We start from the raw sequence: 13,220 nt of genomic DNA, 5'->3' as shown, positions 1-13,220 counted from the left end.
CGTGACTTGGGACAAATGGAGGGGATTTTCCTAATGGCGGCTATGAAACCACGTACCGGCGACGGCCCTATGGAAGTTACCAAAGAGGGACGCAGCTTGATCATGCGTGTGCCGCTCGAAGGCGGAGGACGACTTGTTGTCGAGCTCAATGCCGCGGAAGCGGCCAACCTCAAGGAATGCCTCGTAGGCGTCACTGAATAGGCATTTTTGACTAGAGTTACAAAGCAGGGCCCGGCGAGCATTTCAGAGCCGGGGCCCTGCTTTTGTTTAAGCTCTTGCTACCGGTTCTGGTCCCGGGTTTGTTGAACCGCCCTACTTCTTGACGGCCACCAGAAGTCCATCGCCGGTGGGCAGCATCGCCGAAGCCAGCCGCTCGTCGTCGCGAATGGCCTTGCCGATCTGACGCAGAACCACCGTGGTGGCATCCCGAGCTGCGGGATTGGAGACGCGGTCTTTGTCCAACGCATCGTTGATGACCAGGGTGCCGCCGGATTTCAGGAGGCGGATTGCCTGTTCTACATACTTGGGGAAGTTGGGCTTGTCGGCGTCGATGAAGACGAGGTCGTAGGCAGAGTCGGTCAGGCGCGGCAACACGTCGGCTGCGCGGCCCGAGATGGTACGGGTGCGGTTGGCCGGGCTCCCCGATTCCAAGAACGCTTCCCTGGCCGCCTTGAGGTGTTCGACGTCCACATCGATAGTGGTCAGCACCGCGTGCGGACTCAATCCACGCAGCAGGCAAACCCCGGATACCCCGGCACCTGAGCCGACTTCCACCACTGTCTGCGCTTTGGAAGCGGCAGCGAGTACGGTCAGCACGGCGCCCACGCCGGGACTGATGGGCGTAACACCAAGTTCGAATGACCGCTCCCGGGCACGCAACAATACGTCATCCTCAGCCGGCAGATCTTCTGCGTAGGACCAGCTGCTTGACTTGTCGGCACTCATGAAGGGGTTCGCTTTCCGCGGGTAGGGGTGTTTGTACCAAGACTACTGTGTCCGCCCCCGTAAACCCGTCGCAGGGAAGCCTCCCCGCACCTGTGTCCACGGCCGATTTCAGCCTCGCGGGAAAATCCTCTGTCAGTCAGGAAATTCCCAGACAAACTTGGGATGATAATGCTCTGGTCATCCATGAGGTGGGCGGCGCCGAAGACTCGGTGAACCACAGTTTGAGGGGAGTGGACGATGCCGGCATCGCATGCTGCGCCAGTCCAAACATCGGGAAGCGTTGAGGCCGTTACTGATTGGGTCATGCCCAGCTGGGAGGAAGTGGTTTCGAATCACTCCGCCAAGGTATATCGGCTCGCCTATCGCCTGACCGGCAACAAGTTCGACGCCGAAGACCTCACCCAGGAGGTCTTCGTCAGGGTTTTCCGGTCCCTGGAAAACTTCAAACCGGGAACCCTGGACGGCTGGTTGCACCGCATTACCACCAACCTGTTCCTGGACCAGGCCCGGCGCAAGAGCCGGATCCGCTTCGACGCGCTTGCCGAGGATGCCGAATCCCGCTTGCCCGGCCGCGAGCCAGGCCCGGAGCAGAGCTTCGAGCACAATAACCTTGACCTTGATGTCCAAAGGGCCTTGGAAGAACTCCCGCCGGACTTCCGCGCCGCTGTCGTGCTATGCGACCTTGAGGGCCTTTCCTATGACGAAGTGGCGGAGGCGCTCGGTGTGAAGCTCGGAACCGTCAGGTCCCGTATCCACCGCGGCCGGACCATGCTGCGCGAGAAGCTTGCCCACCGTGACCCCAGACCGGCGGAGGCCCGCAAGCCGCGGCTGAAGATGCCCCGCATCGCCAGCATTCTTTAGGTAGTCGATGCCTCGACGTTCACTTCGTCCGGGAGCCCTGTCCCGGCGCAAATTGGCCGCGCTTCGCCATACGCGCAGCTCCGAACACCTGGAGGACTGCCCGGACTGCCGGAGCGCGCTCCGCAGGGAACGGCAGTACCTTGAACGCCTCCGTGGGGCAGCCGTGCCCGAAGCCAGCCAGGATCTTGCGGCGCGATTAATTCAGCACACGGAACGCTTGGCCAACGAACCGGCACCAATGTACTCAACACCGCAATATCCGAACCGTCGATTGCGCGGCCTTGGCATTGCGGGCATTGCTGCCGGCACCTTGGCGGTGAGCGCAGGAGCCTTGGCGCTGTCCGCCTATGTGATTGCCGGCGATGAAAGACCACAGGCCCTCGGGGGAACCAGCGATGTTGGCCCCCTTGCCGGTGCTTGGACGGGTAACCCCGCAGAAGCCATGGTTGGACCCGCGTTTCAGGCCGGCAGCAAGGTCAGCTTGAGCACTGCCCAGTTGGAGTCACTGCGTGGAGACGGGTGGGCGTGTCCCGAACTATCCGGAATGGGCTTCCACGTCGTGTCCGCCCAGGCCACCATGCATAACGGGAATCCGGCTGTGGAGATCAGGCTCGAAAGCAATGGTCACTACGCCACCATCGTGGAGGAGCATTTGCCGGCGGATCGATCCGGCACTGGACGGTCTACGTCTGCGCAGCTTTCTGTCACACAGGGAACCCCGTGGAAGGCTGTCTACACCATGCCCGCCGCAGTCATCAGCTATGCCTCCGACCTCCCGGCGGACAGCGCGGACGACGCCGTCCCTGAAATCGTCCGGGCCGGGGAGTCCATGGCGTTAATGTCCGCCAACGAAGATCCGGAAGCCTGGTACCAGAGGCTGCTTCGCGGCCTTCAGACCCTACTCCGTCCCGCCGGTTTATGAGCGGCACCACAGACAAGGTAATCTTCGTAGCGTGCTTGGAATCAACGGCCCGGAGTTCATACTCCTTCTGATTATCGGCGTACTCGTCATCGGTCCCAGCCGTTTGCCCGAATACACTCAAAAGCTCGCCAACCTGGTCAAGGAAGTCCGTCGAATGGCTTCCGGCGCCCGCGAGCAGATCAAAGAAGAAGTCGGCATCGACATCGATGAGGTCGACTGGAAGAAGTATGATCCCCGCCAGTACGATCCCCGTCGAATCATCAAGGACGCGCTCCTGGATGACGACACCAAGCCTGTCAGCGCTGGAGCTCCGGCAGCTGCTGCCACTGCAGTAGATACCAAGCCCAAGGCGCCTGTGCGGGTCATTGAGCGGCTCGCCGAGGGCGAAGCCGCCCCGTTCGATACCGAAGCGACCTGATTCGAAGCAGCTGAAGCCCGTTGTGGGTGCCGGCTCCGCGTAAAGGACGCCGGCCTAGCGCGGCTGGATTCCCAAGGACATGCCGGACAGCCCGCGGGGTCGCGTGGCCAAGGCGGAAGCAATACCTTCCATCGCCTTTGCGGCAGCCGTTTCAGGTGCTGCAAGGACCACGGGTTTTCCGGCGTCGCCGCCCTCCCGCAAACGGATGTCCAAGGGAATCTGCCCGAGGAGCGGAACGTCGCTGCCCACGGCAGCGCTCAACCGCTCAGCCAGGATGGCACCTCCGCCACTTCCGAACAGTTCCATACGTCCGCCGTCGGGCATTTCCAGGTAGGACATGTTCTCGATGACGCCGGCCACTTTCTGCCCCGTCTGGGTGGCGATGGTACCGGCTCGTTCTGCGACATCGGCAGCAGCTGCCTGCGGTGTGGTGACAACCAAAATTTCTGCGTTGGGCAGGAGCTGCGCCACGGAAATGGCGATGTCACCCGTGCCCGGGGGCAGGTCCAGGAAGAGCGCATCGAGGTCACCGAAGTAGACGTCGGTGAGGAATTGCTCCAGGGCCCGGTGCAGCATGGGACCGCGCCAAGCCACCGGCTGGTTGCCTGCAACGAACATGCCGATGGAGATGACCTTCACGCCGTAGGCGACAGGCGGCAGGATCATGTCGTCTACCTGCGTGGGTTTCTGGTCGATCCCCATCAGGGCGGGCACGGAGAAGCCGTGCACATCGGCGTCCACGATGCCAACCCGGAGGCCTTGGGCGGCAAGGGCACACGCCAGGTTGACGGTGACGGATGACTTGCCAACACCGCCTTTTCCGCTGGCTACGGCGTACACCTTGGTCAGGGAGCCAAGCTTGGTGAAGGGTATGCCACGCTGTCCACCGGGCCCGCGGAGTTGTTCCTTGAGGGCTTCCCGCTGGGCCTGGGTCATGACCTTCAGTTCAACATCTACGCCCGTGACGCCTTCCACCCGGATCAGGGCGTCGGTGGCGTCCTTGGTGATGGTCTCGCGCAGGGGGCAACCGGCGATGGTCAGCAGAACTGCGACGTGTACTGCGCCGTCATCATCGGCCGACACCGATTCGACCATTCCCAGTTCCGTGATGGGGCGCCGGAGCTCGGGATCAATGACGGTGGCCAAGGCAGCATGCAGCGCCTCGGCAGATGCGATGCTCATTCGTTCAGGCTCGGCTTTCGGGATTTTCAGGCGATGGCTTGCCGGTGGAATGTTGTGGACCTGCGGCCCGCGGCGGGCGGACCTTCGGAATCTGCTGTGTGCGGGGCCCACGCGATTTGTCGCGCTTCTCCTTCAGCTTCTCCTTGACCTTTTCACCAGACGATTCCGTGCCATCAGTGGCGCCTTCGCTCTCACGGAGTTCCTCCTGGGCGTCGATGATGTCTTCCAGAAGGCTTCGAAGCTCGGTGCGGACGTAGTCACGGGTGGCTACTTCGCGCAAGGCGATGCGCAGTGACGCCAGTTCCCGGGTCAGGTATTCGGTGTCGGAGAGATTGCGTTCGGCACGCTGGCGGTCCTGCTGGAGCGAGACACGGTCGCGGTCATCCTGCCGGTTTTGGGCGAGCAGCAGGAGCGGTGCCGCATAGGAAGCCTGAAGGGACAACATCAGGGTCAGCAGGGTGAAGCCCAGCTCCACGCGGTCGAACTGCCAGTCCGTGGGCGCGAAGGTGTTCCAGGCAAGCCAGAAGACGCAGAACACCGTCATGTAGACGAGGAACGTCGGCGTGCCCATGAACCGGGCGAAGCCCTCCGTTGCGTTTCCGAACGCGTCCGGGTTCGGGGAGAACTTGGGCAGGATGCGTTGGCGACCGCTCAGGGGCGTGTCAAGGCTGCTGCTCGAGCGTCCTGCGGACTTGGGGGATCGGGCGGCGTTGTTATCAGCCAATGCGGCCTCCAAGTTTCCTTATAGGGGCGTCGTCCTCATGGGCGCGCCAGTCATCCGGCAACAGGTGATCCAGCACGTCATCAACAGTCACCGCCCCCACAAGGCGGCCGTCGTCGTCAACGACTGGAAGCGAGTTCAGGTTGTACGTGGCCAGGGTGCGGGCCACCTCGCTGATGTGGGCTTGGTCCGAGAGCGGCTCGAGGTTCTTATCCACGAGGTTGCCCAGCGGTTCCGGCGGTGGGAAGCGCAGCAGCTGCTGTATGTGCACCACCCCCAGGAAACGGCCTGTCGGCGTCTCCAAGGGAGGGCGGGCGATAAAAATGGATGAGGCCAGTGCAGGCGAGAGCTCCTCGCGGCGAACGTGTGCCAGGGCCTCGGCCACGGTTGCTTCCGGCGGCAGGATGACCGGAACCGGAGTCATGAGGCCACCGGCGGTGTCTTCGTCGTATTCCAGGAGACGGCGGACGTCCTCGGCTTCCTGGGGTTCCATGAGTTGAAGCAGCTCTTCCGCCTGGGCGGAAGGCAGCTCGGCCAAGAGGTCGGCGGCGTCGTCCGGATCCATTTCTTCGAGGACGTCAGCGGCGCGTTCCACATCCAACGCTGAGAGGATCTCCACCTGGTCGTCTTCCGGGAGTTCCTGGAGGACATCGGCGAGGCGCTCGTCCTGAAGCTCACTGGCCACCTCGAAACGTCGCTTGTCGCTCATTTCCTGGAGGGCCTCAGCGAAGTCGGCAGGTTTAAGGTCTTCGTGCGTGGCAACGAACTGCGTGGCAGCCTGGGGCTCGTTGTGGGCGCCGGTCTGCGCATCGGCCCAATCGATGATAAGGGTCTCGTTGCGGCGAAGCCTGCCAAAGGGGGACAGGGAGTGCCCACGGCGGACGAAGAGCTTGCTGACAAACCAGTCTTTGGACCTGTGCTGGTCCATGGCGATGTCTTCGATCGTGGCGTCGCCACTGCCATCGGCCAGCGTCACGCGGCGGTCGAACATCTCAGCAACCACCAGTGTTTCGGCGCCGCGCTGCTCGAAGCGGCGCAGGTTGACCAGGCCGGTGCAAATGATTTGCGTCTGGTCTATGGACGTGATGCGCGTCATGGGAACAAAAACCCGCTTCTTGCCCGGAACTTCAACCACGATGCCCACCACATGGGGCGCACCACGGGTGCCGCGGGAGAGCACCACGACGTCGCGCAACCGGCCCAGACGATCGCCCAGGGGGTCGAAGACGTCCAAGCCGAGCAAGCGCGCGACAAAGACGCGTGAGGGATGTGTGCTCATGTTTACAGGCTACCGAGTCTGCTCTCTTTTAGCTGAATTACAGCCGCTACACATGTCCATGAGACACAATGGGGCTATGTCAAACATTTTTGGTGCTCCCAAAGCCGTTGAGGAATCCCGCAGTGTCCCCCAGGGTGACACCGTAGGCTCGTACACCTCGTATTTGGATGCCCAGAAGGCGGTGGACTACCTCGCAGACCAGCAGTTCCCAGTACAGCTGGTGTCGATCGTGGGCAACGACCTCAAAATGGTGGAACGGGTAACAGGCCGCCTGAGCTACCCGAGGGTGGCATTGTCCGGTGCCTTGAGCGGCATGTGGTTCGGCCTCTTCGTCGGCGTCATGCTGTCCTTCTTTACTCCCGCCGGGGGACCGTTCTCCATCATCACTTCCGTGCTCATGGGTGCTGCTTTCTTCATGCTGTTCGGCATCGTCACCTATGCCATGCAGCGCGGGAAGCGTGACTTCACCTCAACCAGCCAGGTGGTGGCCACCAACTACGACGTCATCGTCGCTGTAGAGGCAGCCCACGAGGCCCGCCGTTTGCTTCACCAGCTGCCGATGAACCCGGCGCAGGCAGCCGCGCCGCAGGCCAACTACAACCAGCCGAATGCGCCATTCCAGCAGCCGGGCCAGGCTCCTGAGCGGCCTTCCACCTGGAACGACCCCTACGGCCAGCGTGGTCCTGAGGCCAATGGTTCAACGGCTCCGGAGGGACAGGGCGCAGCTGCGCCGGAGACCCAGCCGGCTCCGAACCCGGCGCCGGCAGCCGTCCGTTACCCGGACCTCCCGGACGGTCGCCCGCAGTACGGTGTCCGGGTGACCGACAGCCAGGACCCGACACGGAACGCGCCGCAGGAAGACGGAGAGCACTCCAGCGCCGAGGGTTCGCCCAAGCAGTAGTCGCCTCCGCAGGCACCAGCTTCCGCAAAGCACAAGCCTCCGCAATGCACCCGCCTCCGCAAAGCACAAAGGGAAGGCCACCGGATCTCCGGTGGCCTTCCCTTTGTTTGGCTCAACTGCCTGTGTCAGCCCAACTGCCTGTGTCTGTCCAACGGCGTGCGCTTAGCCTTGGGCTTCCTGGTAGATGCCGGCCATCCAGGACTCGACGTCATCGGCCTTGCGCGGCAACGCTGCGCTGAGGTTCAGGGGGCCGTCTGCGGTCATGAGGATGTCGTCTTCGATGCGGACGCCGATCCCGCGGTACTCCTCGGGAATGGCGAGGTCTTCATTCTTGAAGTAGAGCCCGGGTTCGATGGTGAAAACCATGCCCTCGGTGAGGATGCCATCGAGGTAGAGCTCGCGCTTTGCCTGCGCGCAGTCGTGGACATCCAGGCCAAGGTGGTGGCTGGTGCCGTGCGGCATCCAGCGGCGGTGCTGCTGGCCCTCCGGGCTGATGGCTTCCTCCACGGAAACAGGCAACAGACCCCACTCGGCGAGGCGTTCGGCCAGCACCGTGGTTGCAGCGGTGTGGATATCCCGGAACCTCACGCCCGGCTGGGCAGCAGCAAAACCGGCATCGGCGGCGTCGAGCACGGCCTCATAGACTTTGCGCTGGACATCGGTGAACGTCCCCGTAGCCGGCAGTGTGCGGGTGATGTCCGCTGTGTAGAGGGAGTCTGCCTCCACACCGGCATCGAGGAGAAGGAGTTCGCCCGCATTGACGGTTCCGGAGTTGCGGTTCCAGTGCAGCACGGTGGCGTTGTTGCCGGACGCAGCAATGGTGTCGTAACCGAGTTCGTTGCCTTCCTCGCGGGCCCGGGCAAAGAAAGCGCCCTCAACTACACGTTCGCCGCGCTTGTGGGTCAGCGCGCGCGGGAGGGCCCGGACCACGTCGGCGAAGCCTTCCACGGTTGCCGCCACAGCGATCTTCATCTGCTCGATTTCCCACTCGTCCTTGATGAGGCGCAGCTCGGACAATGCTTCGCTGAGCTTCTCATCCAGGGCGTCGAGTTCGCCGAGGTCAAGGTTCTCGGGGTCTTTGGCCGTGTTGTAGCGGGCGGTGTCAACCAGCGCATCAATGTTCTCGTCCACCTTGCGGACCAGGCGAATGGAGATGCCGCCGATTTCCGGGGCGCCCACGTTCTTGGTGATGGCCATCTCTAGCTCGGAGATGTGCGCGGCGGGGAGGCCGAGGCGGGCTTCGAATTCGGCCAGTGTGGGACGCGCACCGATCCAGAATTCGCCGGCGCGCGAGTCCGCGTAGAACTGCTCTGTATCCCGGCCGGCCAACGGACGGAAGTAGAGGGTGGCAGTGTGGTGACCGCCGTCGTCGCCCTTTCCTTCAGCAACAGGCTCAAGGATCAGCACGGCGTCGGGCTCGTGGTCGAGGCCCAGACCCGTGAGGTGGGCGAAGCCGGAATGCGGGCGGAAGCGGTAGTCGCAGTCGTTGGAACGGACCTTCAATGGACCGGCCGGGACGACGAGCCGTTCGCCCTTGAACAGTTCGGAGATAGTACGACGGCGGCGCGCGGCGTGGTCTGCAACGGCGTCACGCGCAGGGGTCACCTGCGGGGCGGGCGCCCAATTGCTTGCCATGAATGCCTTGAAGGCATCGGATGTGGGCCTTTGCGAGCGGTTGTTGACACGCTCTTGCAGTGGCTGGGAGGACGAGTTCTGGGTGTTTTCGGCATCGTTCACCGTTACATCGTCCCACCAGTTACGTGAGGAGGCCAACGGCGCAACGCTCCAAGCCGGCCCGCATCCCATAGGCTGGGAAAGTGAGGATAGACCTGCATGCGCACTCAAATGTTTCCGACGGAACCGAGACTCCGGCCGGCGTGATCATCTCCGCCGTCTCGGCCGGCCTGGACGCCGTGGCTCTGACTGATCACGATTCCACCGATGGCTGGGAACTTGCTGCTGCAGCCGCCCGGGAACATGGCATCGCGTTCGTTCCGGGAATGGAGATCTCCTGCCGGACTGAGCAAGGAATCAGCGTTCACTTGCTGAGTTATCTCCATGACCCCGCACATCCTGGCCTGCTTGAAGAGATCACCAAGTCCAAGGACGCCCGGCTCACCCGTGCCGAGCACATGGTCACCTTGTTGTCCGAGGATTACCCGTTGACCTGGGATGACGTCATCCACCACGTGGCTCCCGGTGCCACGGTGGGCCGCCCTCACATCGCCGATGCCTTGGTCGCGGCTGGCGTTGTCGCGGATCGAACGGAGGCCTTCACTTCCATCCTCACCTCACATTCGCGGTACTTCGTGCAGCACTATGCGCCCAACCCGGCAGTCGCCGTCGAGCTTGTCCGCGCGGCTGGCGGCGTTCCGGTTTTCGCGCATCCTGTGGCCTCGTCGAGAGGACGCATCGTGGGGGAGCGAACCTACCGGGACATGATTGATGCCGGACTGCTGGGACTTGAAGTTGAACATCGGGACAACCCGGAGGAGGGCCGCACGTTCCTGCGGGGCCTGGCCGCCGAACACGGTTTGCTCATGACAGGGTCATCTGACTACCACGGAGCGGGCAAGCCCAACCTGTTGGGCGAAAACACTACCTCGCCCGAGGTCTTGGCACGCATTGAGGAGTTGGCAACAGGGAGCACGGTCATTCGCTGATGGATCTTCAACTGCTTGCCTCCGTGATCGTCACCTTGTTCGTGATCATGGATCCCCCGGGTACCGTGCCGATTTTCATGTCACTTACGGCGCAGATGTCGGCCAAGGACCGGAACCGGTCCGCGTTCCAGGCTCTTTTGGTGGCCACCGGTGTGATCGTTGTGTTCGCGATCTTCGGGCAGTCCATCCTGAACTACATGCACATCTCGCTGGCGGCCTTGCAGGGCGCTGGCGGTCTGCTTCTGGTGCTCATTGCGCTGCAGCTGCTGACGGGGTCCACCAGTGGCGAAGAGAATGCTGCCAAGTACAAAAACGTGGCGTTTGTGCCGCTGGGAACACCGCTGATGGCCGGGCCCGGGGCGATCGTCGCCGTCATGGTGTTCGTGCAGCAGTCCAGCCAGCTCTCGGAGTACCTGGCCGTTGGCCTTGGCATCGCCGTAGTGCTGGGCTCGCTTTACCTTGCGATGCGCTTCGCGGGCGTCGTGCAGCGCGTGCTCGGTGAAAACGGAGTGGAGCTGGTGACCCGGATCGCCGGCTTGCTGCTGTCAGCCATTGCCGTCCAGATGATCGCGGACGCCGTTCAGGCCTTCGTGAAGGGTGCTGCCTGATCCAGGCCGGCGACCGGCAAGGAGCCGCTCCGGTGGAAACCTGCCTTGCTGCCCAGCCGTTTCCGCATGACCTCGATGGCCTGTTCGTTCTGGTCTACGCACACGAAGTTGCGGCCTAGCTTGGCTGCAACTGCGCCCAGGGTGCCTGAACCGGCGAAGAAATCAAGGCACCAATCGCCCTCGCGGCTTGATGCAGAGACAATCCTGCGAACCAGGCCTTCAGGTTTCTGAGTGGGGTAGCCGGTCTTTTCGCGGCCCGTGGGCGAGACGATGGTATGCCACCAGACATCCGTGGGAAGCTTGCCGAGCTCGCGTTTGGCTGGAGTGACCAGGCCAGGCGCCATATACGGTTCCCGGTCCACTTCGGCGTTGTCGAAGTGATATTTGGTGGGGTTCTTGACGTACACCAGGATGTTGTCGTGCTTGGTGGGCCAGCGGTTCTTGGCGCGGGCGCCGTAATCGTAGGCCCAGATGATCTCGTTCAGGAAGCATTCCCTGCCGAAGATCGAATCCAGCATCACCTTGGCGTAGTGGACTTCCCGGTAATCCAAATGCAGGTACAGGGTGCCGTCGTCTGCCAGCAGTCGCCAGGCCTCCACGAGCTTTGGTTCCAGGAAAGACCAGTAATCGCTGAAGGCGTCGTCGTAGCTATGGAGGGCGCCCTTGATGGTGTCGTAAGAACGGCCCTTGAAGCCGACGCGGTCGCCGTCGCCGTCCGCATTGCGGACCATACGGGTTTCCTGGCGGCGTTGGACCCTGCCCGTGTTGAAAGGCGGGTCCACGTAAATGAGTGTGAAGGCGCCGTCCGGCAGCGTAGGGAGGAATTCCGCGTTGTCCGCGTGCACCACCAAGTTGCCGCCGTCCGGCGCCCAAACAGATTCAGTCATTGAGGTTTTTAGGCCTCGGTGCTGCCGGACTGGGCAGCTGCGGTCTCTCCGGAAACCACTTCGCCGTTGCGACGACGCGTGCGGGTCCGACGCGTACGTGACGGCTTCTCCGCATTGTCCGCAGTGGCGGTGCGGGTCTCCGAGGCGCCTGCAGCGGGGGCTGCCTCACCATCAGAAGTACGACGGCGGCGCGTACGGTTACGACCACCCTCGCCCTTGGATTCGTTGGACCCGGCGTCACCGGACCTGCCGGAGCGGCCACGGCCGCCATCGCGACCACCGTCGCGCTTGCCGTCTCGTCCGCCATCCCGGCCGGAGCGGGCGTTCTTCTTGCCGGTCTCGCCCAGGTCCTCAAGGACCTCGGCGTCGACGCCGGCGAGGACGCGCTTGTTGCGCGGGAGGCGGCCCTTGGTGCCCTCGGGGATGTCGAGATCGGAGAACAGGTGCGGCGAAGAGGAGTACGTCTCAACGGGCTCGGGAACGCTGAGTCCCAGGGCCTTGTTGATCAGGCCCCAGCGAGGCATGTCGTCCCAGTCAACAAACGTGACGGCCGTGCCCTTGTTGCCCGCGCGACCGGTACGGCCAACGCGGTGCAGGTAGATCTTTTCGTCTTCCACGCACTGGTAGTTGATGACGTGGGTGACGTCATCGACGTCGATGCCGCGGGCTGCGACGTCGGTGGCCACCAGGACGTCAACCTTGTTGTTGCGGAAAGCGCGGAGCGCCTGCTCGCGGGCGCCCTGGCCAAGGTCGCCGTGAATGGCTGCAGCTGCGAAGCCGCGGTCTACGAGTTCCTCGGCAACCTTCGCGGCGGTGCGCTTGGTCTTGGTGAAGATGATGGTGCGGCCACGTCCGCGGGCCTGCAGGATGCGGGCCACAACCTCGGTCTTGTCCATGCTGTGGGCACGGTAGATGAGCTGGCGGATGTCGCGCTTGGTGAGGCCTTCATCATTCGGGTCAGCCGCACGGATGTGGGTGGGCTGCGTCATGTAGCGGCGGGCCATGGCGATGACGGGGCCGGGCATCGTTGCCGAGAAGAGAAGCGTCTGCCGAACGGCGGGGGTGCCCGCAATCAGCGTTTCGACGTCGGGCAGGAAGCCGAGGTCCAGCATTTCATCGGCTTCATCAAGGATGACCATCTTGACGTTCTTGAGGCTGAGGTGCTTCTGCTTGTAGAGATCGATCAGCCGGCCGGGCGTGCCCACTACGATTTCGACGCCCTTCTGCAGGGCATCAACCTGCGGCTCGTACGCACGGCCGCCGTAGATGGTGGCGATGCGCGCGTTGCGCTTGCGCGACGCGGTCTGGAGATCGTTGGCAACCTGCACCGCGAGTTCACGGGTGGGGACGATCACCAAGGCCTGGGGTGCGCCCGGGACAGCAAGCTTTTCGTAACCGGCGTCGTCGCGGCCGGCGACGCGCTGGAGTGCGGGAATGCCGAACCCAAGCGTCTTTCCCGTTCCCGTCTTGGCCTGGCCGATGATGTCGTGGCCGCTCAAGGCGACCGGCAGGGTCATGGCCTGGATGGGGAAGGGGTGCGTGATGCCAACGTCGGCCAAGGACTCAACGATGTCGGCGCGCACGTTAAAATCAGCGAACGACTTCTCTTCGATCTCGTGGGGCGTCTCATCCGAGATGATCGTTTCCTCGGGTTCGATTGATTCGGTTCCGGTGGAGTCCGTCAGGACTTCGTGGGTATGCAATTCACTCACAGGGAGTTTCCTTATTCATTTGGGCATTGGCGCTGCATGCTCAACGGCGGCGGCGGAGCCGTACCGGAGCACGAACGGGCGCGCAAGCAAGTCCAGTGGAAGCCGATCGCGGGCTATCTAA

Annotated in this window: 14 protein-coding genes; 7 read left to right on the top strand and 7 right to left on the bottom strand. The window is 63.1% G+C overall.

Going from position 1 to position 13,220, the window contains the following annotated elements; all coding sequences use genetic code 11:
* The first annotated feature begins 33 nt into the window (after positions 1–33).
* On the top strand, positions 34–201 hold the full coding sequence (locus KCX59_RS14990) for a DUF3117 domain-containing protein (RefSeq protein WP_009357720.1): 168 nt from the start codon (positions 34–36) through the stop codon (positions 199–201).
* Between the two features lie 111 nt (positions 202–312).
* Here the strand turns inward: KCX59_RS14990 and KCX59_RS14985 are convergent, their stop codons facing one another.
* Positions 313–945, bottom strand: a complete 633-nt coding sequence (locus KCX59_RS14985) for an O-methyltransferase (protein WP_017198612.1) — start codon at positions 943–945, stop codon at positions 313–315.
* Between the two features lie 237 nt (positions 946–1,182).
* Between KCX59_RS14985 and sigE the strand changes: the two genes are divergently transcribed.
* From sigE to KCX59_RS14970, 3 genes are read left to right on the top strand one after another with little or no spacing between them, the layout of a single operon-like run.
* Positions 1,183–1,806 carry an RNA polymerase sigma factor SigE gene (gene sigE, locus KCX59_RS14980; protein ID WP_178997002.1) on the top strand — a complete coding sequence of 208 codons (624 nt, stop codon included), beginning with the start codon at positions 1,183–1,185 and terminating at the stop codon, positions 1,804–1,806.
* A gap of 7 nt (positions 1,807–1,813) precedes the next feature.
* Positions 1,814–2,728 (top strand): hypothetical protein, encoded by a 915-nt coding sequence (locus KCX59_RS14975; protein WP_256871367.1) that lies wholly within the window; start codon positions 1,814–1,816, stop codon positions 2,726–2,728.
* 31 nt (positions 2,729–2,759) lie between these two features.
* Complete coding sequence (locus KCX59_RS14970) at positions 2,760–3,146, top strand: Sec-independent protein translocase TatB (RefSeq protein WP_091468745.1); 387 nt, start codon at positions 2,760–2,762, stop codon at positions 3,144–3,146.
* A gap of 54 nt (positions 3,147–3,200) precedes the next feature.
* On the opposite strand, the gene KCX59_RS14965 is transcribed toward KCX59_RS14970, so the two are convergent.
* From KCX59_RS14965 to KCX59_RS14955, 3 genes are read right to left on the bottom strand one after another with little or no spacing between them, the layout of a single operon-like run.
* On the bottom strand, positions 3,201–4,328 hold the full coding sequence (locus tag KCX59_RS14965; RefSeq protein WP_179017102.1) for an Mrp/NBP35 family ATP-binding protein: 1,128 nt from the start codon (positions 4,326–4,328) through the stop codon (positions 3,201–3,203).
* Positions 4,329–4,332: 4 nt separating this feature from the next.
* Complete coding sequence (locus KCX59_RS14960; RefSeq protein WP_178997001.1) at positions 4,333–5,064, bottom strand: DUF1003 domain-containing protein; 732 nt, start codon at positions 5,062–5,064, stop codon at positions 4,333–4,335.
* Positions 5,045–6,328 carry a magnesium transporter MgtE N-terminal domain-containing protein gene (locus KCX59_RS14955; RefSeq protein ID WP_011775428.1) on the bottom strand — a complete coding sequence of 428 codons (1,284 nt, stop codon included), beginning with the start codon at positions 6,326–6,328 and terminating at the stop codon, positions 5,045–5,047. Before KCX59_RS14955 ends, KCX59_RS14960 begins: the two co-directional genes overlap by 20 nt.
* 76 nt (positions 6,329–6,404) lie before the next feature.
* Between KCX59_RS14955 and KCX59_RS14950 the strand changes: the two genes are divergently transcribed.
* A complete protein-coding gene (locus tag KCX59_RS14950; protein ID WP_179017103.1) occupies positions 6,405–7,229 on the top strand; it encodes a general stress protein in 825 nt (274 codons plus the stop codon).
* Positions 7,230–7,391: 162 nt separating this feature from the next.
* Here the strand turns inward: KCX59_RS14950 and KCX59_RS14945 are convergent, their stop codons facing one another.
* Positions 7,392–8,966, bottom strand: coding sequence for an aminopeptidase P family protein (locus KCX59_RS14945; RefSeq protein ID WP_179017104.1), 1,575 nt, complete (start codon positions 8,964–8,966; stop codon positions 7,392–7,394).
* A gap of 80 nt (positions 8,967–9,046) precedes the next feature.
* On the opposite strand from KCX59_RS14945, the gene KCX59_RS14940 reads away from it, so the two are divergent.
* A complete protein-coding gene (locus KCX59_RS14940) occupies positions 9,047–9,892 on the top strand; it encodes a PHP domain-containing protein (RefSeq protein WP_178996998.1) in 846 nt (281 codons plus the stop codon).
* A complete protein-coding gene (locus KCX59_RS14935) occupies positions 9,892–10,500 on the top strand; it encodes a MarC family protein (protein ID WP_091468732.1) in 609 nt (202 codons plus the stop codon). Before KCX59_RS14940 ends, KCX59_RS14935 begins: the two co-directional genes overlap by 1 nt.
* Here KCX59_RS14935 and KCX59_RS14930 read toward each other — a convergent pair.
* Together KCX59_RS14930 and KCX59_RS14925 are read right to left on the bottom strand one after the other, a co-directional pair.
* Entirely contained in the window at positions 10,473–11,387 is a 915-nt protein-coding gene (locus KCX59_RS14930; protein ID WP_091468729.1) for a DNA-methyltransferase, read from the bottom strand. The genes KCX59_RS14935 and KCX59_RS14930 overlap by 28 nt on opposite strands.
* A gap of 8 nt (positions 11,388–11,395) precedes the next feature.
* Positions 11,396–13,099 carry a DEAD/DEAH box helicase gene (locus KCX59_RS14925; RefSeq protein WP_179017105.1) on the bottom strand — a complete coding sequence of 568 codons (1,704 nt, stop codon included), beginning with the start codon at positions 13,097–13,099 and terminating at the stop codon, positions 11,396–11,398.
* Positions 13,100–13,220 lie beyond the last annotated feature (121 nt).

It is taken from the genome of Paenarthrobacter nitroguajacolicus (assembly GCF_051027655.1).
Taxonomy (GTDB): domain Bacteria; phylum Actinomycetota; class Actinomycetes; order Actinomycetales; family Micrococcaceae; genus Arthrobacter; species Arthrobacter nitroguajacolicus.
The sequence above is the reverse complement of the archived record's forward strand: the minus strand, read 5'-3'. Positions and strand labels throughout refer to the sequence as shown.